We start from the raw sequence: 23,053 nt of genomic DNA on the forward strand, positions 1-23,053 counted from the left end.
AAAAAGAAGCATCCTCAACAGGATGGTTCTTTTTCTGTTTGCCTTTTACCGTTCCATCATTTTTCGAACGAATTTAATTTGCTCTTGATTACAAGTTTGTCCCACTTTACTCTTTAAATTTAAATGGAATACATGCCCTTGAGTATTCTTCTTATTCCCGTACTCTTTAAATACAAAATCAATTTGTTTTTGCTCCAGCACTTCTTTCAATCGGTGCGAATGCTTTCGTAGGAAATCCCCATTACTAGTGGCTAAGTATACAGGTGGAAAATCTGGTGTAATGTAGCGAACCGGGCTCATTTTCTTAATAGAAGATCCTGTTGGCTTTTCTCCAAGAATATCCGTTAAGAACGGTGTTAATAGCGCTCCTCTATGTTCTACTTCCCCTTCCATATCAAAGACTCCGCAATTTAACACGAGCGCCTTTGGAACAAGCTTCTCGGACACTGTAATTCCTGGAAAGGCTTTGGCATACTCTCTGTTTAATTGAATCGCTGTATACGCTGTTGCTAAATGTGCTCCTGCAGAGTCTCCTACTAAAAAGAGATTGCTTGGATCAAGGTGGTACTCTTTTGCATTCGTAACAACCCACTCCATAATGCTTCCTACATCTTCTAAAGGAGCTGGAAAAGTATGCTTTGGCGCAAGTCGGTAGCTAGCATTCACCACCGCAAACCCCTGAGCAGCTAAATACATACAATACGGAGCGTATACCTTCTTATCCCCGTAAACCCAAGCGCCTCCGTGAATATTTAGGAGTACAGGCAATTTGCCTTCCTTGTCTTTTGGACGATAGAGGTCCAGCAGATGCCACTTGTCGCAGGATCCATAAGATAAATTTTCAACAGTCTCTACATTCGTTGGTGGAACCCAACCCAAGTCTCGTTTTAAGTCCCCGATGGTAAATAACGTACGGACAATATGACTCGTAAGTGACATTGCTAAACCTCCTTTCCTTTTAATACTATTCGGCACCTTCTAAAAATGGTGTTACTAATTCCATCCACTCCAACGGAAGATAAGTGGATAAATATCCATGATTATATCCCTTCGCCTCATACAGTCTGCAATTAGGATGCATCTGTTGAAATAGCTTTGCCGATTCCTTCACGCACTTCATTTCTTTTTCACCATAAATATAGAGAACCTCAGCTGAACTATCTGAAATCGCTGGTTTCAATTGATAACTGGCCATATAGGTGTTATAAATCGTTACTAATGTTTTCATTGGCAATCTTGGCATATCTTCCAAATAATAATTTTCTAATTCTTCCGGATAAGCCATCTTAGGATACATCTTTCTCATGAGTTTTAATTGCATTTTACATGCTGCCTTACCGAACATCAACTTCCCAAAACATTTTACAAAGGCGATACTCATTTTCGCTAGTTTCGGTTGTGGAATGCAGAGACTTCCGTCAATAATGGCTTTATCAGCTATATAAGCATCTAACGAAAGTAACTCCATGACAATTTGCCCACCAAGCGAGACACCACCTAAAGCAAACACATGCCCATCGCATTGGTCTTTTATATACACTAGAATTTCCTGTGCAGATCGCTCAGTAGATACATACTCCTTTTGGTACTCCTCACCATGCCCATCTAGCACTGGTAAAATCACATGATATTTATCTGACAGAAGACGTGCTTGTCGCAAAAAATTCCACCATGAATTTCCTCCACCGTGGATCAATACAATATGAGGATTATGATTATCACCAAATTCATGAAATCTCATCAAAAAGCTCCCTTTCCACTACCATTTCTTTTACTATTGTAACCCAAGCGTTCAAAAAACACATCATAATTCTTCTCAAAGTCAGTTCACATGATTATATCCAACAAAAAAGGTCGGACTGGATAGTCCGACCTTTAAACATGTCATTAAAAATTATTTTAATGTTACTGAAGCGCCAACTTCTTCTAATTGAGCTTTTAATGCTTCAGCTTCTTCTTTAGCTACGCCTTCTTTTAATACGCCAGGAGCGCCATCAACTAATGCTTTAGCTTCTTTTAATCCTAATCCAGTTGCTTCACGAACAACTTTGATTACTTTAATTTTTTGGTCTCCAGCAGAAGTTAATTCTACAGTGAAGTCAGTTTTTTCTTCTGCAGCTTCACCAGCGCCACCTGCTACTACAGCTACAGGAGCTGCTGCTGTTACGCCAAATTCTTCTTCGATAGCTTTTACTAAGTCGTTTAATTCTAATACAGTTGCTTCTTTAATGTCAGCAATGATTTGTTCAATGTTTAATGCCATTTTTAATTTCCTCCATTTTTTGGTTGTTTTAATAATTTTTGTTTGTGTGTTTTTAAAGTTAGCTAGCTCGCTTTATTAAGCTGCTGCGCCATCTTTTTGATCTGCAACGGCTTTGATTGCCAATGCAGTGTTGCGAACTGGTGCTTGTAATACTGATAATAGCATTGAAAGTAACCCTTCGCGGCTTGGTAGTTTTGCAAGAGCTTCGATTTCTTCTTTTGAAGAAACTTTACCCTCAACCACACCTGCTTTAATTTCTAAAGCTTCAACTTTTTTAGCAAAGTCAGCTAAGATTTTAGCAGGAGCTACTACATCTTCGTTACTGAAAGCTACAGCTGATGGTCCTTTGAAAACGTCATCCATTCCTTCTAAACCAGCTTCTTTAGCTGCACGTGATAAAATGCTGTTTTTAACAACGGCAAATTGTACACCTGCTTTACGTAATTCTGAACGTAGATTTGTAGCTTGTTCTACAGTAATTCCTAAATAGTCAACAACAACAACTGATGATGCGTTTTTGAACTGTTCAGCAACTTCTGCAACTTGTTGTGCTTTTTTAGCAATGATTGCTTCACTCATCTTCGTTTTTCACCTCCTGAAATTTAGGTAGGGCATAAAAAAATCTCTATGCCCACAAAGACACAGAGAAATAAGATCAACTTGTTCTCCCTCGGTAGGATATTAAGGCCTAGGCCCCCTACTGTCTTCGGTCGCATTCAACTTTTATTAGTTTACATGATTGAATAGTGTCTGTCAAGAAAGAACGTAATTCTAAATTAAAAATTTTAACGTTATCTCTTTTGCTATTTTTATGATAAAATATTGATAAGAAAGGGGTGTACACCATGATTCATATTAGACCCGTATCCGATTTACGTAATAAGTTTCCCGAAATTGAAGAGATCGTTTTAAACGACAATGTTCCCGTATTTCTGACTAAAAATGGTCACGGTTCAATGGTCGTCCTCAGCGTAGAACAATATACTACTCTCATGGAGTCTGTTGAGAGAGAACTTGACGTTGCTGACAAAATTGCCGAATCTGACGAGACCCGTTACACACATTCCGAAGTGTTTGATCAAATCAGAGGGAAAATCAATGGAAAATAGTGAGTATCAACTATCCTACCTTCCTTTATTCCAAAAAGATTTAACAGATGTTGTGCACTATATTGCTGTCGAATTGAACAATCCTTCTGCAGCCAGTAGATTAGTCGACGAGATTGAAAGAGCTATTTTTCAAAGGCTACTCAATCCTCTTTCTTTCCAAGCTGTTCCGTCTAATCGTGTTCGCAAGCATCCTTACTATAGAATTCGTGTTAAGAATTTCTCCATTTATTATGTAGTTATAGGACACTCGATGGAAGTACGCAGACTACTCTATCGAAGAAGAAACATCGATTCTTTATTATATTAAAGTTTTATATATGACAAAACGCATACTACCTTTATGGCAGTATGCGTTTTTCATTCAAAAAAGAACCAAGCACTTGGCCTGGTTCTTTGATTATTTAAATTATAGAGAAGCTACGTCTACTTTAACCCCAGGGCCGAAAGTAGTTGTCACAGCAACGTTACGTACGTATTGACCTTTAACTGTAGCAGGTTTGATACGTAATAATGTTTCGTGAATTGTTTTGAAGTTTTCTACTAATTTTTCATCTGAGAATGAAACTTTACCGATTGGAACGTGGATGTTACCAGCTTTGTCAACACGGTAAGTTACTTTACCAGCTTTGATTTCTTCAACAGCTTTAGTTACGTCCATTGTAACAGTACCTGTTTTAGGGTTTGGCATTAAGCCTTTAGGTCCTAATACACGACCTAAACGACCAACTTCACCCATCATGTCAGGTGTTGCAACGATAACGTCGAACTCAAACCATCCGCCTTGGATTTTTTGAGCTAATTCGCTATCACCAACGTAGTCTGCACCAGCTGCTTCAGCTTCTTTAGCTTTTTCACCTTTAGCGAATACTAATACGCGTTGAGTTTTACCAGTTCCGTTTGGAAGTACAACTGCTCCACGTAATTGTTGGTCAGCTTTCTTTGGATCTAAACCTAAACGGTATGCAACTTCTACAGATGCATCAAATTTAGCGAAATCTGTTTCTTTTGCTAATGCGATTGCTTCTTGAACTGGGTAAGCTTTAGAAGAATCGATTTTTTTAGCGGCTTCTAAATATTTTTTGCTTTTCTTTGCCATTGTATAATTTCCTCCTATTGTGTGGTTTTAACGGTTTTACCTCCCACAAAGTCCATGAGTGAAACACTCGTGCTAGGGACTTTTGGAAGCTGCATTTGTTTTTAGCCTTCTACTACAAATCCCATTGAACGGGCTGTACCTTCGACCATGCGCATAGCAGCTTCTACGTCTGCTGCATTTAAGTCAGGTGCTTTTAATTCAGCAATTTCTCTAACTTGATCACGAGTTACAGTAGCAACTTTTTTCTTGTTTGGTTCGCCTGAACCTTTTTCTACTTTAGCAGCTTTCTTTAATAATACTGCTGCTGGTGGTGTTTTACAGATGAAGTCGAATGAACGGTCTTCATAAACTGAAATCACAACCGGAATGATTAAACCTGCTTGGTCAGCTGTACGAGCATTGAATTCTTTACAGAATCCCATGATGTTCACTTGTGCTTGACCTAAAGCTGGACCTACTGGTGGAGCTGGAGTTGCTTTACCTGCAGGAATTTGTAATTTAACTAGTTTTACAACTTTTTTAGCCACGAGACATTACCTCCTTGATTGTTTCGTGCGTGGTTTAATGGAGATGAAGATTTCTCCTCCCACGGTGTTCCGACATGTGCATTTTCATGCACTTTGGTATTATATCAAAACTTAATTTGCAATGCAATATTTATAGTTCCCTTTTATGTAAAAAAACTTGCGTTGGTCTTACAAACCACTTCCAATCCTTGCGGATTAATTTATAACCACTGCATAGGGGCAACGGATTGAGTCTATCGTCTCAATTCCTACCAAGCTTCAAACTGACTCTACGGGTTTCACCCTAGAGTCAGTAATTCACATTGGTTGCTATTCCCCAATGCTGTGGTTATAAAATCCGCAAGTTTTTCGTGGTTTGTAAGAAAATGGGATTTTTTTGCAAAAAAGTGAACTGCTAGAAATCGCGTTGCGATGGGATTTGTGCCAAAGCATGAAAAGGACATGTCGGTGCCTATAACGGCCTCCCGTGCTGTGGAAAAGGCATAAGAACGGAGTTTGTGCAGTGAATGTGAGGTGCGTACGTAAACTGCCCGAAATTCACTTATAAGTGAATTTCGGGCAGTTGTGCTAATTGTTAAATTCAATAAAGAAAACTTTGAGATAATCGCTTAGCGGTGTCGCTGCTGGAACTGCAAAATCGCTTGGTAAGCCTTTCTTCAAGACAATACGATAGCGACGATTGCCGTCTGCTTCACGAATCCCCTGTTCAATCATTTGTTGGAACTGAGATTCACTCACATTCGCTGCGTTTGTAGATAACACAAGCGTGCCTTTTGGTGCGACTAATGGGGTGATTTGCGCCACTAGTTTCCCGTAATCTTTTGCTACAGAAAAAGTACGCTTCTTCGTGCGTGCAAAGCTTGGTGGATCGACTACGACCGTATCGAATGTCAACTTTTTCTTCAATGCGTATTTGAAATAATCAAAAACGTCCATGACGTAGATTTGTTGTGTCTCGGGGTCAATGCCGTTTACTGCAAATTGTTCTTTTGTTTTCTCGAGGCTACGGTTTGCAACATCCACACTCGTTGTTTTAGTCGCTCCTCCCATCGCTGCGGCTACAGAAAAAGCACCCGTATAACTAAATGTATTTAACACGGTACGGCCAGTACTGTAGCGCTGACGGATGGTTTCACGGACTTCTCTTTGGTCCAAAAAGATACCGGTCATTAGTCCTTCGTTCAGATAAGTCGCGTATTTAACGCCATTTTCTAATACAATCAGTGGTTCTGGCGCTTCTATCCCACCAACAAACCTACTTTCTAGTAAATCCGCTTCATTTTTAAAACGAATCTTTTCGTAAACACCTTTGACTCCTTCAAAAGCCCCAAGCGCCTGCGTTAAAATCAGGTCACGATAATGATACACGCCTTCGCTGTACCAAGAAACGACAATAAACCCGTCATACCAGTCGATTGTCACTCCGCCAAAGCCATCTCCTTCCCCATTAAAGAGACGAAACGCTGTCGTATCGTCAGAATGCAGGAGGGCATGGCGATTCTCGAATGCAGTTTTGAAGATGCCACTAAAGAACGCATCAACCAACGCTTCGTCTTCCTCGCGGCTATAGACCCACGCAACTCCCTTGTTTTGAAATCCGACATACGCCATTCCTAAAAATCGATGTTGTTGGTCAACAACTTTTACTACTTCGCCTTCATCTACGCGAAGTTCTTGCGAAAGATCCATCTGACTAATCAGTGGACTTCCTTTTTTGATGCTCGATGCCGTTTTACTTTTTACGACAATCTTTCCCGTCATTATTTTTTCCTCCGCTTCTGAATCAACCGATACAAGAGAAATCCCAGCCAACTGCCTAGAACATTACAAATAATGTCATCAATATGGCTGACCCCTGTATAAAATATAAACTGTGCAAATTCGATGAAAAACGAGGTCAAGAACCCGTATTTCAGCGCGCGCGATTCTCCTTTTTTACTTCCATACAGCATCCCGCAGAAGAATCCAAGTGGCATAAACCAGACGATATTTCCTACTACATTATAATACGCTGCAAATATCGACCCTTGCATAAAGAGTTTGATACTATCCACGAATGGAACCCACATAATATCTGAGAGTGGATGCATGACAATTTCCACGGTAAAGGATTCGTCCAAGTTTCTAAAAATCGTCACCTGGGAAAGTAGGATTAAATAGAAGATAAATAAATTGCGATAGAGTTCCCATTTCCACACAATTCTCTTTCGTTTTCTAAACAATAAAGAAATAGACCAAACGATCAACCATCCTATAAAGAGGACGATAGCGTGGTCTAAGCTAAAAATAAACAAACGAACAAGTGGAAGATGGTTCACTCGGTCCGCGAAAATCTCTACTATCCATCGATAGAATGGACCTAATAAATACATGGTCTTCCTCCTTGTTCGTTTTTCAATCTATGATAATTCCGGTTCTCCAGGGAACACTACTCTAAATGTAGTTCCTTGACCGATTTCACTTCGTACAGAGATTCTACCGTGATGACTATCCACTAGCGATTTAACGATTGCTAGTCCTAGCCCGCTTTCTCCATACTTCGTACTCTTTCTGGAAATGTCTGCTTTATAGAAACGTTCCCAGATTTCATTAATTTCTCTCTTATCAATTCCAATTCCCGTATCTGAAATTTCAACAATGGCTTTTTTACCATCGTTCCAAGCTTTCACCACGATTTTACCATCATCAGTAAATTGGTTTGCGTTTTTCGTAATGTTCACCAAAATTTGTACAAAACGGTCATAATCCGCATATACACTAAACTCTGGATCACATTCATAAGAGATTTCATTATTTTTCACTTTAGTCAGTGCTTGCATTTGTTCCACAACGGCTCGAATCGCTCCAAGGCCTGCAAAACGATGTTGCACTAATACGATTTGGTTTGAACGAATTTTTTCATAGTCCAGATTTTCATTGACGAGTCGAATCAATCGTTGTGTCTCACTTGAAATGAGTTCGAGCGAACGTCCCCTTCTAGATTCTGGAACCATATTGTATTTCAAGCCATCTAACAAGCCGTTCATCGTTGTTAGAGGTGTTCTCATTTCATGAGCCACGTCCATCATAAATTGCCTACGAACATTTTCTTGTCGCTCGACTTCTTTTTCCATTTCACGTAAGGAACGCGCCATGCTATTAAAGTCTAGCATCAATTCGTCAAACTCATCTTGGCTATCCACTTTTAACTGAACGTCAAAGTCCCCTTCAGCAATCTTATGGGTGGCTTGACGTAATTTATTAATGCGTCTGTTTTGATAGTTCGCAAAAATAAAGCTCATCAACATTCCGATAATTCCTGCCGCACCAAACGCGATAAACATCGAGTTTCTGAGTTCTCTCACCTCTGTTTGGATACGACTAATCGGACTCGCTAAAGCAACATATCCTTTATATTGCTTTTCTTTAACAATTGGATAATAAACGGTCAATAAGTTTTCTACAGGATCTCCTGAGAAGTCTGTTTGAACCTCTTTTAAGTTAATGGCAGACCCGTTTTTTAGGTGATTTAACTCCTCATCTGATAACGAATTTTCACTAGCGGGATGCTTCGACGGAAAAGTCATGTTATTTTTCTCGTCAAAAACGGCAATAGTGACATTTTCTTCTTTTAAAGCCGTCCCTATTTTTTTAATATCCGCATAGCTCATCTCAGAAGCAATAATTCCTTTCGCATAAGACTGCAATTGTTGCGATCTTTGCGTGTAGATATTATTGCTCATTACATTATAGAAAAGAATTCCACAAGCAACAATGGTTACCAACACAACGGAAAGGAACCCAAATAGTTGCTGATAAAAGTACTTCATTGATTACAACTCGCTATCATCAAATTTATACCCTACGCCCCATACTGTATGAATCACGTGTGGTCCTACAGCTTCAATCTTTTGGCGAAGTTTCTTAATATGAGCATCTACTGTACGTTCATCGCCGTAGAATGGATCTTCCCAGATTTTTGTTAATAGATGTTCACGGGTGAATACTTGGCGTTGATGTTTCGCCATCACCATTAATAAGTCAAACTCTTTTGGCGTTAAGTTCTCGATTTGTTTACCATCGATAAACGCTTCATGAGTCTTCGTATTGATTTTGACATGGTCTGTTTCTACATCGAACGTTGACAATACCGCACTACCTGAAGATGATGATCTTTGTGTACGACGTAGAAGTGCTTTAATACGCGCCATAATCGTTACTGCGCTAAATGGTTTCGCCACATAGTCGTCCGCTCCGATTTCAAGACCAATGACTTGGTCACTTTCAGAATCACGAGCCGTCAGCATGACAATTGGAACAGCCTGATTTACCTGACGGATTTGACGGCAAATTTGCATGCCATCCATGCTAGGTAAGTTTACATCTAAAATCACAATGCCCCATTTGGATTGATTTTCCATAAAAGCATCGAAGCCTTCTTTTCCATCATGATAGAAACTTGCTTTCCAGCCTTCGTTTTCAAAAAACATTTCCATCATTTCGCAAACTGCTTCTGTATCTTCAATCATTAGAACATGCATCATTTACACTCCTTTTTCACGTAAATTTTATTCAATATAAAGTTTCTTCACAGATTATACACTGTTAATATGAAATCATAGACGACTAATTGTGAAAATTATATGAATAAAGCTCTAAAACTGAACTATTCCTTCCTTTTCTTAGACCCTAAACTGAATCGCAAGTGATTTAATAAGGACAGTTGAGCGTCACTCCAAGGATTTCTTCTGCCGTTTCCTTTTTGATGAAAATGACGCGTAAGCTCTGTCTGTTTATCGCGACTGCTCTCTAATTCCTTATAAAAATCCCGTGCAGACTTTCGAAGCGCTCCTTTTTGGAAGATGAGCCACTGCTGGGCTAAGTCGCTAGTCGCAACAGACACTTGTACGAGTCGCGTGTTCATTTCAGAAACCGTGCGTTCAATATAGCTATCGGCCGTTTCTCCTTCAGAGGTGAAAATCACTTTCACTTGCGCTTGGTCAAACGACTGTGTAATCCCTGGTACAAATTGAGCGTCGAACACAATCCAGACTTCGATATTTTCAAACTTTTGAAAATTCGAGCAGCGTTGAATGAGTAAATCTCGCGCGCTCTCTAAGTCGTCTTGCTTCTTTAAAGCGACCAGTTCCGGCCACGCTCCAATCATATTGTAACCATCTACAATGTAGAGTTGCTTTTTCAACCTGCTCCCTCCGTTTCTATAGCGAACGATTACGGAAGACTTCATACATCATTAAAGCACTTGCCACACTCGCATTGAGACTTTGCACATGCCCGACCATTGGGATCGTGACCATCTCATCGACGCTTTCTTTTACAATTCGAGATACGCCTTTTCCTTCGTTCCCCATCACAATCGCTAGAGGTCCGCTCGTGTTCCATTTGCGGTAGTCGGTTCCATTCATATCGGTTCCAAATACCCATACCCCACGAGCTTTCAATTGTTCAATGGTCTGTGTCAAATTCGTCACACGGACAACTGGTACATGCTCAATCGCTCCGGTGGATGCTTTGGCAACGGTCGCTGTCAGTGAAGCGGAACGGCGTTTTGGAATAATAATACCGTGTACTCCGGTTGCATCAGCCGTTCGTAAAATACTTCCTAAGTTATGTGGATCTTCCACTCCGTCTAGAATGACGATAAATGGATCCTCACCTTTTTCTTCGGCTTTCTTGAAGACATCTTCTATGTCTGCGTATTCATAGGCTGCAATCGAAACAACTAGCCCTTGATGAACCGCATTTCCAACCAAATCTTCAATCTTCGTCTTCGGAACGGTTTGAATTTGAATGCCTTTTTCACGCGCGAGTTCAATCACTTTTGTGGCATCTCTTCCAGACGTTCCTTCTTGGATGAAGACGCGGTTCACGCGGTCTGGCGTTTGCAAAGCTTCCACCACTGCATGGCGTCCAAACACAAAGTCCACTACATCCTGAGCTTCAACACGTTCTACGTGTTCCCGAGTAGGGCGTGGTCTCTTCTCAGCGCGCTCTGAACGCCCACGGTCTGAGCGATTTCCGTTTCTTGATTTCTTCTTTGGTGCATATTCATTTCGTGCCATATTACTATTCACCTTCCACTTGTTGTAAGCACCAGTTGATGAGTTCTTCTAATCTAGCTTGTTGTCCAGATAAATATAAGTAACCCATCAATGCTTCAAAACCAGTCGCAATACGGTAAGTTCCGACATCGGCATTTTTAGCCACCGTATGACTCTTACTATTGCGTCCTCGTTTATAAATTTCTAATTCTTCTTCATTTAAGAAGTTTTCTTGCTCTAGCATTTGTTGCATCAAGCTTGCTTGTGCTTTTGCTGAAACAAACTTCGTTGCGGTCGCATGTAATTGATTTGGCTTTGTGAGCCCTTTTTGCATCACGTGATTTCTGACATACACTTCATAAATCCCGTCCCCCATATAGGCGAGTGCCAAACCATTTAGCAGCTTCCAGTTTTTTTCTGTCATGCTTCTCTTCTCCATCTTGTTCCTTGTGGAGTGTCTTCTAATACAATCCCTTGTTCTTTTAATAAATCACGAATCTCGTCACTACGAGCAAAGTTCTTCGCCTTACGCGCTTCAAGACGTTCGTCGATTAAGGCTTGAATATCATCATCGAGCAGTGCCTCTTGTTTTTCCACGATACCGAAGATTCCAAATAGAACCGCTGCTTTTTCAAGGAGTGCTTCGAGTACTGCTTTAGAAACCACTTCTTGTTCTAAGTACACATTCCATTCTTTCAACCATTGATATAGCACCGTCATGCCGTTTGCCGCATTGAAGTCATCATCCATTTCTTTTTGGAAATCTGCTTCAATCGCTTCGAATTTCGCCAAACGTTCTGCATCTTCTGGCAATGCATCTACGGCTGTTTCTAGGCGGTAGCGAGCATTTTTGAAGGTCGTTTGTACCTTTTCAAGGTTCACGGCAGCTTCTTGAAGAGCCGCTTCACTAAATTTCAACGGACGACGGTAGTGCGCACTTGCTAAGAAGAAACGGAGCACTTGTGGGTCGAGTTGTTGGATTAAGTCGTGAACGAGTACGAAGTTTCCTAGAGATTTACTCATTTTTTCTTCGCCCATTGTTACGAATGCATTGTGCATCCAGTAGTTCGCAAATTTTTTCCCTGTTTTAGATTCACTTTGCGCGATTTCGTTTTCGTGGTGAGGGAACGCTAAGTCTTGTCCGCCACCGTGAATATCGATTGTATCACCTAAGTGTTTTGTCGCCATGACAGAGCATTCGATATGCCATCCTGGACGGCCCTTTCCCCATGGAGAGTTCCAGCTAATTTCATTCGGTTTTGCGCTCTTCCATAATGCAAAGTCTAGCGGATTGCGTTTCTTCGCATCATCCTCAGAGGCGGTACGATTACTTGCCCCCATCTGTAAGTCTTCGATGCGTTGGTCGCTGAGTTTTCCATAACCTTCGAATTTTTCAGTGATGAAATACACATCGCCTTCTGATTCGTAGGCCATTCCTTTATCGATTAAATCTGCTACAAAGGCAATAATGTCATCCATGGTATTCATAACCGTTGGATTTAAAGTCGCCTTCTTCACATTTAGCGCGTTTGTATCTTCAAAGAACGCTTCAATATATTTCTTAGAAACTTCTTCAGCCGTCATGCCTGTTTCGTTGGCCACGCGAATGATTTTATCGTCCACATCTGTAAAGTTCGAAACGAAATTCACGTCATAGCCACGGTATTCAAAGTAGCGACGAATCGTATCAAAGGAAACCGTACTACGAGCATTCCCGATATGAATATAGTTATAAACCGTTGGCCCGCACACATACATACGTACTTTGCCTTCTTCAATCGGTTTGAATGCTTCTTTTTGTCTTGTTAAAGTATTGTAGATTTGAATCATAATTTTCCTCCGATAGTAGTATCTCTTTCAATCTCTTCTGGTGTATGGATGCGAACCACTCGTGCCGGCAATCCTACCGCCGTTGTATGTGGTGGAATATCGTCTAGAACGACTGCCGCTGCTCCAATTTTGGCATATTCTCCAACCGTTACAGGTCCAATGACTTGCGAATGCGCCGATAAGAGCACACCGTTTTCGATGGTCGGATGGCGTTTACCAGTGTCTTTCCCAGTTCCACCTAAGGTTACCGCGTGGAACATTTTCACATCGTCTCCGATAATGGATGTTTCTCCAATCACGATTCCCATGCCATGGTCGATAAAGAACCGTCTTCCAATCGTAGCCCCTGGATGAATCTCAATTCCCGTGAGGAACCTGCTAAAGCCACTAACCATTCGTGCAAGGAGTCTCAGTTTTGCCTTCGTATGTAACCAATGCGCAGCGCGGTGCAAGACCGTTGCGTGATATCCTGGGTACGTCAAAACGATTTCCAAGCTGCTTCTAGCCGCCGGATCATTTCTTTTATAAGTTTCCATATCTTCTCTAAAACGTCCCATTCCTTCACTTCCTTCGCTTTGTCTTTCCCCTCATTATAGCACAGTTTAAAGCACACAAAAAGCTGAAAAGCAGGGCTACAGGGCCTAGCTTTTCAGCTTTCTAAAAATTATTGTAAGTCTAAAGTCACATCTACTGTTTGTAATGGTACATCGTAGAATGGATCTTCGCGGCGACCTAAGAAGTCTTTTGCTTGTTGTGGGAAGAGTGCGTACATTAACACATCTTCGTCAGATTTAGCGTATTCTTTAATCTCTTCGCGAATTTCTGGTAATTGATCTTCGATTAAGTCAGCTGGACGAACCGTCACAACTTCTACATCTCCAATAATTTTTTCTTTCACTTCAGGATTAATTTCTGCTGGAGCTTGTCCATATAATCCTAAAACGTAGTCTTTGATTTCTTTTGGAACGAGTTTGAAACGTTCGCCCGAAATCACGTTCATTACCGCTTGTGTCCCAACCATTTGTGATAATGGCGTTACAAGTGGTGGGTAACCTAAGTCCGCACGAACTTTAGGCACTTCTGCTAATACTTCTTCGTATTTGTCCGCTAAACCTTGTTCTGTTAATTGACTTAATAGGTTTGATAGCATTCCACCAGGTACTTGGTAAATTAATGTTTTTGGTTCTGTATCTTTAACTTTAGGGTTTAAGATACCTTCTGCACGGAATTTATCACGAATGCCGTTGAAATGAGCTGTTGCTTCTTCCACTTTCTTCATGTCCACGCCAGTGTTAAATCCTAATTCTTCTAAAGATAAGACCATTGATTCAGTTGCAGGTTGGCTTGTACCACCAGAGAATGATGATAAGCAAGTATCGATAATGTCTGCGCCTGCTTCAGCTACTTTTAAGTAAGTCATTTCAGAAATACCGCTTGTAGCATGCGTGTGAACTTCTAAAGGAAGATCAGTTTTTTCTTTAATACGGCTTACTAATTCGTAACCTGTTTGAGGTGTTAATACCCCAGCCATGTCTTTAATACAGATTGAGTCTGCACCGAATTCTGCCATGCGTCCTACTAAATCAACGTAGTAGTCCACAGTGTGAACAGGACTTGTTGTGTAAGAAATCGCTGTTTGGCAGTGTCCGCCTGCTAATTTTGTTGCTTCGATAGATGTCTTCATGTTACGAACATCGTTTAAAGCATCGAATACACGAATAATGTCGATTCCGTTTTGTACAGATTTTTCTACGAATAAACGTACCACATCATCAGCATAGTTACGGTATCCTAATAGGTTTTGTCCACGTAATAACATTTGCAACTTTGTATCTTTTACTGCTGCGCGAATTTGACGTAGACGTTCCCATGGGTCTTCATTCAAGAAACGAATACAAGAGTCAAAAGTTGCTCCTCCCCATACTTCTAAAGCATGGAAGCCAGCTTGATCTAATGTTTCCAAGATTGGTAACATATCTTCAGTTGACATACGAGTCGCGATTTGACTTTGTTGTCCGTCACGCAAAACCGTTTCAGTTAAACGGATAATTTTGCTCATAATATCTTCCTTTCTTAAGGTCTTTGGGTCGATGTGTATGCTGCAATCATGTGAGCGATATGCTCTTGCATTTCTAGGACGGTATGCTTTCTAGAACGGGCGCATACTTTTGCTTCCTCATTGCAGATAAAACAACGTCTTGGAGGCATTCCAAGAGCTGTTCTGGAAATTGGAGTTGGTGTCTCTCCGGCCATTTCCACGAGATCGATATCCAGTAATCGTCCGAGCGGGTGTCCTTCTTCAAACTCCGTACAAGCGCGCTTTACATCAAGTGCATCTGCGCGAAGAACTCGGTAAAACTCCATTCCTGTCGCAAGTGAGAAATCTTCTTGTTGAAGTTTCTCAAAAGACTGTAAAGCCTCATCCAATTCAGAAATTACAGAGGCGAAGATGGTTGTAATCGCCTCTGAATTTTTCACAGGACCTGGAATATTGAGTGTAATAGACACCAATACACACGGGTTAAATTGTTCTAGTAATTGTTGTTGGGTATGAGCACGTCTTTCTCTGGCATCAAGCATTTGCATGATGTCTACCGGTGCCCCGTCAAACAAGGAATTAAACATTGCGAACAACGTCGATGATGCTTCCATCACGGTATTCAATCACCGCAACCACTTTGTCACCATATTGGATTGGTTCTGGGTTTCCAACGATGCTGTATGCTTTTTCTTGTAATTCTTTGATTGTGTATTGAGGTACATCTAACCCTTTGAAGTGTTCAATTAAGTCTTGACGGTTAGGGTTGATGGCAATACCGATTTCAGTAACAACCACGTCCACACTTGTACCAGGAGTAATCACAGTATTTACTGATTCTACGAATGTAGGGATGCGTCCACGTACTAATGGGCTGATAACCATAGACATTTTTGAAGCAAAGGCTGTATCACAGTGACCACCCGAAGCTCCACGGATAACGCCGTCAGAACCTGTCATTACGTTTACGTTGAAGTCTGTATCTACTTCTAAAGCAGAAAGGATTGCAACGTCTAAACGGTTGATTACTGAACCTTTAGATAAAGGGTTTGCGTACATGCTTGCGTCAATTTCATAGTGGTTTGCATTGTTTGCAAGTGAAATTGCAGATGGGTGGTCGAAGTCTTGAACGTCGATGACTTTCTCAACTAAACCTTCTTCTAACAATTCGCACATTGAGTTTGTAATACCACCAAGTACAAAGCTTGCTTTGATGCCGTCTTTAATCATTGCTTCACGGATGAAACGAGTTGCAGCAAGAGAAGCTCCACCTGTACCAGTTTGGAATGAGAATCCTTCTTTGTAATATGGAGAACCAGTGATTACTTTAGCAGCGTATTCTGCGATTAATAATTCTTTAGGGTTCTTAGTGAAACGAGTTGCCCCTTTAGCAATCCCTTTAGGATCCCCGATTTCATCTACTACAACCACGTAGTCCACGTCTGTTTGTGGAATGCTGATTGGAGTGTTTGGATAAGGTACAAGGCTATCTGTAATCGCAACTACTTGGTCAGCGTATTTAGCGTCGATCATTGCGTATCCTAAAGAACCGCAAGTTGCTTTTCCTTTTGTACCATTGATGTTACCGTACTCGTCAGAACTTGGAGCTCCAAGGAAGGCAACGTCGATGTGGATGTCTCCTGCAGTGATTGCACGAGCACGTCCACCGTGTGAACGAATCACAACTGGGTTTTCCATGATACCGCTAGAGATGGCTGCCCCTAATTTATCACGTAAACCTGATGAAGTAATGTTTGTTACAACACCGTTTTTGATATGTTCGATTAATGGTTCGTGTACGTTTGCGATTGAAGAAGGCGCGATTGATAGGTTTTTAATTCCCATTTTCGCAATTTCATCCATAACCATGTTAATCACATAGTCTCCTTCACGGAAGTGGTGGTGGAATGAAATTGTCATGCCATCTTTTAAGCCAGTTTTTTCAATAGCTTCACGAATACTACCTAATAATTTTTCTTGACGAGGTTCAACAGGTTTGATTTTACGGCTAGCTGCTTCATAAGGTTTAATGCGAGCTAACTCACCTTCGTATACCCCATATTGATCTGCATATTCTTGTGGAATTTCACGTCCAGCTTTATTTAATACCATCTTAAATTTCCTCCTCGCTAATCAATCCAGCCGCTTTCGCCAATGCGATTACGCGCTCAGCACGTTCCACGATTGGTTTGTCGACCATTTTACCGTTAACTGAGATAACACCTGAACCTTTTGCTTCCGCTTCTCGAATTCCCCAGATAACTTCTTTAGCGTTTTGAATTTCTTTTTCTGTTGGTGCATATACTGCATTAGCCACAGGAATTTGACGAGGGTTAATAACAGATTTTCCATCGAAACCTAATTGTTTGATGCGTTCTACTTCTTCACGGAATCCATCCATGTTGTCTACGTTAGAGTAAACAGTATCGATTGCAGCGATTCCAGCAGCACGAGCAGCGTGTAAGATCATGCTACGAGCGAAGAATAACTCTTGTCCATCAGGGTAACGACGAGTTTTCATGTTTGTTACGTAGTCTTCAGCACCTAAAGCGATCCCGATTAAACGGTCACTTGCTTTAGCGATTTCGCGAGCGTTTAACACCCCTTCAGCTGATTCAATCGCAGCCATCATTTTAGTGCGACCTACAGGGATGTTGTTTTCACGTTCAACGCGAGTGATGATTTCATCCACGTCTACGATATCTTGCGCTGTTTCAGTTTTTGGTAAACGAACCACGTTTACGCCAGCAAGTACAACTGCTTCAATATCTAAAGCACCTGTTGTATCTAAACCGTTGATACGTACAACTGTTTCTACATTGCTGTAGTCAAAAGTTTTTAGTGCGAAGTGTACTAATACACGAGCTGAGTCTTTCTCTTTTAAAGATACAGCATCTTCTAAGTCAAACATAATTGAGTCTGCGCCGTAAAGTGGAGCATCACGCAACATTGCTGCGTTTGAACCAGGTACGAACATCATTGTTCTTCTTAAGCGTTCCATGAGTCGATCTCCTTCCAGTCGTAGTTTTCAACTTCTGCTGCACGGTGAACAACTGTCACTGTACGAGCTTGAATTGTGCAATCTAAAGCCCCTTTATCAACTGCGATGACTTCTGCTGAAGTAACCCCTAATTCTTTTAAAGTTTCTTCAATCACACGACGGATTTGATTTCCGAATTGTTTTTCGACACTACTTTCTAATTGAATGTCGATTCGACCAGCGGTACTTGGATTTAAAGTGATCATGATATCACTTGATTCCAAAGTGCCGACTACTGCACTTTTTTTAATTTCCATTATTGTTTCCACCTTTTCTTTTGGATTTTAACCAATGAAATGTTTTTCTTCTAAATAATGATACGTAGTTGCTGGAACGAGCTGTTTCAACTCGTCTACGTTTTTGTCTTGAATGGCAGCGCGCACCCGCGTCGCACTCACCACTTCGTCCCCGGCAGAAAGTCTGTCTATAATCACTAGCTCTAAGTCGCTCCCAAAAGCAGTTCTTAGCGCGTCATTATAAACAGCGGTTACTGGGGAGAGTGGTTCTTGACCAACATAACGTTTAGTCAATTGTAACGTTGGAACAATATTTTCTAAGAAGAGTGTTGCATCCAATGTTGCTTGAACTTTTGCCACTTCCAAATCCGCCTTCTCTTTCAAGAAGTACGATGGGAAAGTCGCACTCGAGACCATGTAGTCTCTGGTTGGAAGCACCGTTACGTTTGGCAGATGACTCACGCCTCGTTTCACCATTTCCATACGGTCATTCGTATTAAAGAACGAACGGTCCTCGGAAACAACGAACACGTAGAGGTGACTCGACTGACTCGCAGCCGTTTCTACCAAGTATTGATGTCCCAGTGTAAAAGGATTCGCATTCATGACGATGGCACTATTGCTACTTCCTTCTACGAAATGTTCTTTTAGTAATTTTAAGTAATCACTAAAGGAAGGGATGCCTTGTTCTAAAAAGGCAAGGTTTTCTGTTTCGGCAATCACGCGGTACCCTAAAGATTTAAAGAAAATAATATTCTTTGGTTTTGTATAGACAAAACTGTTTGTGTAAGAACGTTCTCTTAATTCATCTAGAAGGGCCATCACGAGATGCGTTAACAGATTTTCTGATTGATATTTTTTACAAACCACTAAACATTTCAAAATGTTGCGGTCTAAAGAACCGGTTGCTGCAATGTCACCAGAGTGATGATAAATTGCAATTGTGTAATCGACTTGTTCCGTCTTGCCAAGGTTCGCTTGATCCATTACCCATTCCCAATCTTGACGAGCTTTTTGATCACGATCAAGCCATAATCGTTTGAGAATGAAATTTTCCATGGAACGGCCTCCTTATTTTGGCGGGAATGCTTTTAAAAGTAATGCAGAAACAGCATATAGAATTCCTAATACTAGGAAAACTCCACCCATCCCTAAAGCCATTAATTCAAAAGCTTGTGTTAAATGTTCTGCGTTGAAAGTCATCGTTTTCCTCCTTTTCCTTCTATATTATTACATGAAGAATGATAATAATAATCCACCGGCAATAACAGAAGCGATTTGTCCAGAAACGTTAGCTCCAACAGCGTACATTAAGATGAAGTTTTGAGGATCTTCGTCTGTTGCCATTTTTTGGATAACACGACTTGACATTGGGAATGCAGAAATACCTGCAGCTCCGATCATTGGGTTGATTTTTTCTCTACGGAATAAGTTCAAGATCTTAGCAAACACAACACCACCGATTGAGTCCATGATGAAGGCTACTAAACCGAACAAGATAATCATTAATGTTTGAACATTTAAGAATAAATCAGCTTGCATTTTAACTGAGATTGTAATCCCTAATAAAATAGAAACAATGTTTACTAATTCGTTTTGAGCGGCTTGAGATAAGTTATCTAAAACGCCACATTCGCGTAATAAGTTACCGAACATTAAGAAACCAACAAGTGGTAATGAAATTGGAGCAATGAAACCTGCCACAATTGTGATAATGATTGGGAACAAGATTTTCGTTAATTTAGATACGCCTGAAGCATGGTAATTCATACGAATACGACGTTCTGCTTTAGTAGTAACCATCTTGATTGCGATTGGTTGGATGATTGGAACAAGGGCCATGTATGAGTAGGCTGCAACCGTAATCGCTCCAAGTAATTGTGGTGCTAATTGGTTCGCTACGAAGATAGAAGTAGGACCGTCTGCCGCACCGATAATACCGATTGAAGCAGCTTCACGAATATCGAATCCAAATAATACAGCTACAACGACTACGAAGAAAATACCGAATTGTGCTGCTGCACCGAATAATAACATGAATGGGTTTTGTAATAATGGACCGAAATCAATCATCGCACCGATACCGATGAAGATTAATAATGGGAATAATTCAGTTTCGATACCGATTTCGAATAAAATCTGTAGGACCCCATGTTGTTGTTGTCCACCAACGACTTGGTCAAGAACCCCAGTCCCTGGGAAGTTTACTAAGATTGTACCTAATCCCATTGGTACTAATAATGTTGGTTCGTACTCTTTTTTAATCCCTAAGTACATTAATAGGGCACCGACAAGCATCATGAAGATTTGGCCGCCAGTAATAGACATTACATTTTGAACTAATGTTTCCACTGTTTCACTCCTTGAATTTCAATATAATTAGTTAATTGTAATTAAAGCGTCTCCTGGGTTTACCACTTGACCTTCTTTAACGTGAATTCCTGCTACAACCCCTGCTTTAGCTGCAACGATTTCGTTTTCCATTTTCATCGCTTCTAAAATCATTAATGGTTGGTTTTCAGTAACTGTATCCCCTACGTTTACAAGTACACGTAAGATATTTCCTGGCATTGGAGATGGCATTGCGTCTGCGCCTGCTGGTGTTGATGCTACAGGAGCTGCTGGAGCAGGTGCTGCTTCTACTGCAGGGGAAGCTGGAGCCGCTGGGGAAGCAACTGGTGCTACAGGAGCTGCAGGAGCCACTGCGCCGATTTCTTCCATTTCTACTTGGTACTCTTGACCGTCTACTTTGATTTTGAATTTACGTAACATTTCGTAACATTCCTCCTAAAATAAATTATGATTTGCGTTTTTGGTAGATTTCTTTAACAGCCCACTGACTGTCATTTGATTCGCCTGCAGCAATTGCCGAAGCGATAACCGAGATAATCTTGGTTTCTGGGTTGCGTTTAAGGACGCGTTTAACCACAAATTGGCTTTCTGGGTAATCTGAGGCCGCAATCGCTGCCGCAATGATTGAGACGTGCTTAGCTTCTTCTGCTTCTACCGGTACAAAAGCTTCTAATTTTTCCCATTCCGATTGAGGGGATGCAGGCTGCGTTGATGCGTGTTCCGTTGCTTCAGAACTCTTTTTGCCAAATAATCGTTGGAGAATTCCCATTCCTTCACTCCCTTCCCAACATAATCTGCATAGAATTATTATACAGAAAACACTATCATTCCAGAAATATAAAATGGGGCTTTTCCTGTTCTTTTGGTGTTTTATTATAAATAGGATATAAGCATTATGTTCAATTTGTCACATCAAACTGTTTTTTTATTGTTTTTCGATATGAAAACACTATCTTTTTTATTAAATATTGTTTAAGATATCGCTATAAGTAAACGAATTCATTTTTGAAATGACTTCGTGGAGAGCCCTTCAGGTTTTAGCGACTGAATGTTTCTCCTGCTATTATAAAAATTTTTTCAAAAAAGAAAGGAAGATATGATGGTTATCACAGTTGCAGCTTATGTAATGATGGCTATTTTCATGTACATTATCATGAAGAAAAAAATGTCACCATTCACAGCTTTAGTATTAATTCCATTAATTTTCGCAATTATTTTAGTTGCTACAGGTCAAGTCCAAGACGTAAACATCGGTACATTAATTCGCCAAGGGTTATTCGGTAATAACTCAAAAGATAAATTAACAGCGATGAAAGGAACTGCTGAAACAGGGGTTATGCTTCTATTCGCAATCCTTTACTTCTCTACAATGTTAGACGCTGGATTATTCGATCCAATTACTAACAAAATGATTCGCTTCGCTAAAGGCGATCCAATGAAAGTATTGATGGCTACTGCTATCGTAGCTGCTGCCGTATCATTAAACGGTGACGGAACTACAACGACATTAATCTGCTGCTCAGCATTCGTGCCAATTTACAAAAAATTAGACATGAAATTAATGAACTTAGGGGTTCTTGTAATCTTACAAAACACAATCATGAACTTATTACCATGGGGCGGACCTACTGCTCGTGCGATGTCAGTTCTTGGTGTAGAAGCAGATATCCTAGCTTACTTAGCACCAGGTATGATTCTTTCAGTACTTTACGTAATCTTCGTAGTTGCTCGCTCAATGGGTAAAAAAGAACGTGCTCGTTTAGGTATCCAAGAATTAACAGATGCTGAATTAGATGAATTAACAACAATCACTGACCCAGAAGTGTTAGAAAAACGTCGTCCACAAAACTTCTTAATCAACGCTATCTTAACAATCGTATTAATCGGTTGGTTAGTTGCTGGTTCATTCATCGATGCAATCGAAGTTAAACCAGTTGTATTATTCTTAGTTGGTACAGGTTTAGCCTTAATGATCAACTACCCAGACTTAAAAGCTCAAGCAAAACGTATTGGGGACAACGCTGGGGACGCTGTACAAGTAGTATTACTAGTATTTGCTGCCGGAGTATTCATGGGATTATTCCAAGGAACTGGAATGGCGACTGCTTTAACAAACAGCATCGTTCAAATCATCCCTCAACAATTAGCAGGATTCTGGTCATTAATTATCGCAATTATCTCAGTTCCTGGTACATTCTTCTTAACAAACGATGGCTTCTACTACGGAGTATTAATTCCATTCGCAGAAATCGGACGTCAATATGGATTCACTGATATGCAAATGGCATTAGCTTCATTAATGGGTCAAGCATTCCACTTATTAAGCCCATTAGTAGCGTTCATCTACTTACTATTACGTCTAACAGGATTAGACATGGGTGAATGGCAAAAAGAATCAGCTAAATACGCTGCTGTTATCTTCGTAATCTTCGTTGTAACAATCGTATTAATGGGTCACATGCCATTATACTTAGCTCAATAATTCAAAACGAATTTGTGAAAAAGACTTGTTTAGGCCCAG

28 protein-coding genes and 1 other annotated feature are annotated in these 23,053 nt (G+C 40.6%); of the genes, 3 read left to right on the forward strand and 25 right to left on the reverse strand.

The window, feature by feature from the left end:
* Positions 1 to 45 precede the first annotated feature (45 nt).
* The 4 genes from ADH99_RS05175 to rplJ form a co-directional block, all read right to left on the reverse strand.
* Complete coding sequence (locus ADH99_RS05175) at positions 46 to 939, reverse strand: alpha/beta hydrolase (protein ID WP_049555104.1); 894 nt, start codon at positions 937 to 939, stop codon at positions 46 to 48.
* A 25-nt stretch (positions 940 to 964) separates the two neighbouring features.
* Positions 965 to 1,741, reverse strand: a complete 777-nt coding sequence (locus ADH99_RS05180) for an alpha/beta fold hydrolase (protein ID WP_049555105.1) — start codon at positions 1,739 to 1,741, stop codon at positions 965 to 967.
* A 153-nt stretch (positions 1,742 to 1,894) separates the two neighbouring features.
* Positions 1,895 to 2,263: a 50S ribosomal protein L7/L12 gene (gene rplL, locus ADH99_RS05185; protein ID WP_005607807.1), complete on the reverse strand. Its 369-nt coding sequence runs from the start codon at positions 2,261 to 2,263 to the stop codon at positions 1,895 to 1,897.
* A 75-nt stretch (positions 2,264 to 2,338) separates the two neighbouring features.
* The gene (gene rplJ, locus ADH99_RS05190) at positions 2,339 to 2,842 is read right to left on the reverse strand and encodes a 50S ribosomal protein L10 (RefSeq protein ID WP_005607810.1); all 504 of its coding nucleotides are present in this window, start codon (positions 2,840 to 2,842) and stop codon (positions 2,339 to 2,341) included.
* 28 nt (positions 2,843 to 2,870) lie between these two features.
* Positions 2,871 to 2,991: a sequence feature (ribosomal protein L10 leader region), on the reverse strand.
* Positions 2,992 to 3,108: 117 nt separating this feature from the next.
* On the opposite strand from rplJ, the gene ADH99_RS05195 reads away from it, so the two are divergent.
* Positions 3,109 to 3,372 (forward strand): type II toxin-antitoxin system Phd/YefM family antitoxin, encoded by a 264-nt coding sequence (locus tag ADH99_RS05195; RefSeq protein ID WP_049555106.1) that lies wholly within the window; start codon positions 3,109 to 3,111, stop codon positions 3,370 to 3,372.
* Positions 3,362 to 3,679: a type II toxin-antitoxin system RelE/ParE family toxin gene (locus ADH99_RS05200; protein WP_049555107.1), complete on the forward strand. Its 318-nt coding sequence runs from the start codon at positions 3,362 to 3,364 to the stop codon at positions 3,677 to 3,679. The genes ADH99_RS05195 and ADH99_RS05200 overlap by 11 nt, the downstream gene beginning before the upstream one ends.
* Before the next feature lie 99 nt (positions 3,680 to 3,778).
* Here ADH99_RS05200 and rplA read toward each other — a convergent pair whose 3' ends face one another.
* The 21 genes from rplA to ADH99_RS05305 all read right to left on the reverse strand — a co-directional run bounded on the left by rplA (position 3,779) and on the right by ADH99_RS05305 (position 21,301).
* Positions 3,779 to 4,468 (reverse strand): 50S ribosomal protein L1, encoded by a 690-nt coding sequence (gene rplA, locus ADH99_RS05205; RefSeq protein ID WP_005607812.1) that lies wholly within the window; start codon positions 4,466 to 4,468, stop codon positions 3,779 to 3,781.
* A 101-nt stretch (positions 4,469 to 4,569) separates the two neighbouring features.
* The gene (gene rplK, locus ADH99_RS05210) at positions 4,570 to 4,995 is read right to left on the reverse strand and encodes a 50S ribosomal protein L11 (protein WP_005607816.1); all 426 of its coding nucleotides are present in this window, start codon (positions 4,993 to 4,995) and stop codon (positions 4,570 to 4,572) included.
* Between the two features lie 567 nt (positions 4,996 to 5,562).
* Positions 5,563 to 6,756: a class I SAM-dependent rRNA methyltransferase gene (locus ADH99_RS05215; protein WP_049555108.1), complete on the reverse strand. Its 1,194-nt coding sequence runs from the start codon at positions 6,754 to 6,756 to the stop codon at positions 5,563 to 5,565.
* Positions 6,756 to 7,367, reverse strand: coding sequence for a VanZ family protein (locus ADH99_RS05220; RefSeq protein ID WP_049555109.1), 612 nt, complete (start codon positions 7,365 to 7,367; stop codon positions 6,756 to 6,758). The genes ADH99_RS05215 and ADH99_RS05220 overlap by 1 nt, the downstream gene beginning before the upstream one ends.
* Positions 7,368 to 7,394: 27 nt before the next feature.
* A complete protein-coding gene (locus ADH99_RS05225) occupies positions 7,395 to 8,804 on the reverse strand; it encodes a sensor histidine kinase (RefSeq protein WP_049555110.1) in 1,410 nt (469 codons plus the stop codon).
* Positions 8,805 to 8,807: 3 nt separating this feature from the next.
* Positions 8,808 to 9,515: a response regulator transcription factor gene (locus ADH99_RS05230; protein ID WP_049555111.1), complete on the reverse strand. Its 708-nt coding sequence runs from the start codon at positions 9,513 to 9,515 to the stop codon at positions 8,808 to 8,810.
* 125 nt (positions 9,516 to 9,640) lie between these two features.
* Entirely contained in the window at positions 9,641 to 10,177 is a 537-nt protein-coding gene (locus ADH99_RS05235; RefSeq protein ID WP_049555112.1) for an NYN domain-containing protein, read from the reverse strand.
* A 16-nt stretch (positions 10,178 to 10,193) separates the two neighbouring features.
* The gene (rlmB, locus tag ADH99_RS05240) at positions 10,194 to 11,057 is read right to left on the reverse strand and encodes a 23S rRNA (guanosine(2251)-2'-O)-methyltransferase RlmB (RefSeq protein ID WP_049555113.1); all 864 of its coding nucleotides are present in this window, start codon (positions 11,055 to 11,057) and stop codon (positions 10,194 to 10,196) included.
* Positions 11,058 to 11,061: 4 nt separating this feature from the next.
* Positions 11,062 to 11,460: a Mini-ribonuclease 3 gene (locus tag ADH99_RS05245; RefSeq protein ID WP_049555114.1), complete on the reverse strand. Its 399-nt coding sequence runs from the start codon at positions 11,458 to 11,460 to the stop codon at positions 11,062 to 11,064.
* Entirely contained in the window at positions 11,457 to 12,866 is a 1,410-nt protein-coding gene (cysS, locus tag ADH99_RS05250; protein WP_049555115.1) for a cysteine--tRNA ligase, read from the reverse strand. Before cysS ends, ADH99_RS05245 begins: the two co-directional genes overlap by 4 nt.
* Complete coding sequence (gene epsC / locus ADH99_RS05255) at positions 12,863 to 13,423, reverse strand: serine O-acetyltransferase EpsC (protein ID WP_049555116.1); 561 nt, start codon at positions 13,421 to 13,423, stop codon at positions 12,863 to 12,865. The genes cysS and epsC overlap by 4 nt, the downstream gene beginning before the upstream one ends.
* 107 nt (positions 13,424 to 13,530) lie before the next feature.
* Complete coding sequence (locus ADH99_RS05260; RefSeq protein WP_049555117.1) at positions 13,531 to 14,925, reverse strand: oxaloacetate decarboxylase subunit alpha; 1,395 nt, start codon at positions 14,923 to 14,925, stop codon at positions 13,531 to 13,533.
* 14 nt (positions 14,926 to 14,939) lie between these two features.
* Positions 14,940 to 15,491 carry a citrate lyase holo-[acyl-carrier protein] synthase gene (citX, locus tag ADH99_RS05265; protein WP_049555118.1) on the reverse strand — a complete coding sequence of 184 codons (552 nt, stop codon included), beginning with the start codon at positions 15,489 to 15,491 and terminating at the stop codon, positions 14,940 to 14,942.
* Positions 15,484 to 17,016 (reverse strand): citrate lyase subunit alpha, encoded by a 1,533-nt coding sequence (gene citF / locus ADH99_RS05270; protein WP_049555119.1) that lies wholly within the window; start codon positions 17,014 to 17,016, stop codon positions 15,484 to 15,486. The genes citX and citF overlap by 8 nt, the downstream gene beginning before the upstream one ends.
* 1 nt (position 17,017) lies before the next feature.
* Complete coding sequence (gene citE / locus ADH99_RS05275; RefSeq protein ID WP_049555120.1) at positions 17,018 to 17,905, reverse strand: citrate (pro-3S)-lyase subunit beta; 888 nt, start codon at positions 17,903 to 17,905, stop codon at positions 17,018 to 17,020.
* Positions 17,893 to 18,201, reverse strand: a complete 309-nt coding sequence (gene citD / locus ADH99_RS05280) for a citrate lyase acyl carrier protein (RefSeq protein ID WP_048709855.1) — start codon at positions 18,199 to 18,201, stop codon at positions 17,893 to 17,895. The genes citE and citD overlap by 13 nt, the downstream gene beginning before the upstream one ends.
* Positions 18,202 to 18,228: 27 nt before the next feature.
* Positions 18,229 to 19,239, reverse strand: a complete 1,011-nt coding sequence (citC, locus tag ADH99_RS05285; protein WP_049555121.1) for a [citrate (pro-3S)-lyase] ligase — start codon at positions 19,237 to 19,239, stop codon at positions 18,229 to 18,231.
* A 12-nt stretch (positions 19,240 to 19,251) separates the two neighbouring features.
* Positions 19,252 to 19,383: an OadG-related small transporter subunit gene (locus ADH99_RS10655; RefSeq protein ID WP_048709848.1), complete on the reverse strand. Its 132-nt coding sequence runs from the start codon at positions 19,381 to 19,383 to the stop codon at positions 19,252 to 19,254.
* 27 nt (positions 19,384 to 19,410) lie between these two features.
* Positions 19,411 to 20,508, reverse strand: coding sequence for a sodium ion-translocating decarboxylase subunit beta (locus ADH99_RS05295; protein WP_371327434.1), 1,098 nt, complete (start codon positions 20,506 to 20,508; stop codon positions 19,411 to 19,413).
* A gap of 51 nt (positions 20,509 to 20,559) precedes the next feature.
* Entirely contained in the window at positions 20,560 to 20,952 is a 393-nt protein-coding gene (locus tag ADH99_RS05300) for an acetyl-CoA carboxylase biotin carboxyl carrier protein subunit (RefSeq protein WP_049555123.1), read from the reverse strand.
* Positions 20,953 to 20,977: 25 nt separating this feature from the next.
* Positions 20,978 to 21,301 (reverse strand): hypothetical protein, encoded by a 324-nt coding sequence (locus ADH99_RS05305; RefSeq protein WP_049555124.1) that lies wholly within the window; start codon positions 21,299 to 21,301, stop codon positions 20,978 to 20,980.
* 330 nt (positions 21,302 to 21,631) lie between these two features.
* Here ADH99_RS05305 and ADH99_RS05310 point away from each other — a divergent pair, with 330 nt between their 5' ends.
* A complete protein-coding gene (locus ADH99_RS05310) occupies positions 21,632 to 23,014 on the forward strand; it encodes a CitMHS family transporter (protein WP_049555125.1) in 1,383 nt (460 codons plus the stop codon).
* Positions 23,015 to 23,053: the final 39 nt, after the last annotated feature.

Source organism: Granulicatella sp. 572.rep1_STHE, assembly GCF_001073445.1.
GTDB classification, from domain to species: domain Bacteria; phylum Bacillota; class Bacilli; order Lactobacillales; family Aerococcaceae; genus Granulicatella; species Granulicatella adiacens.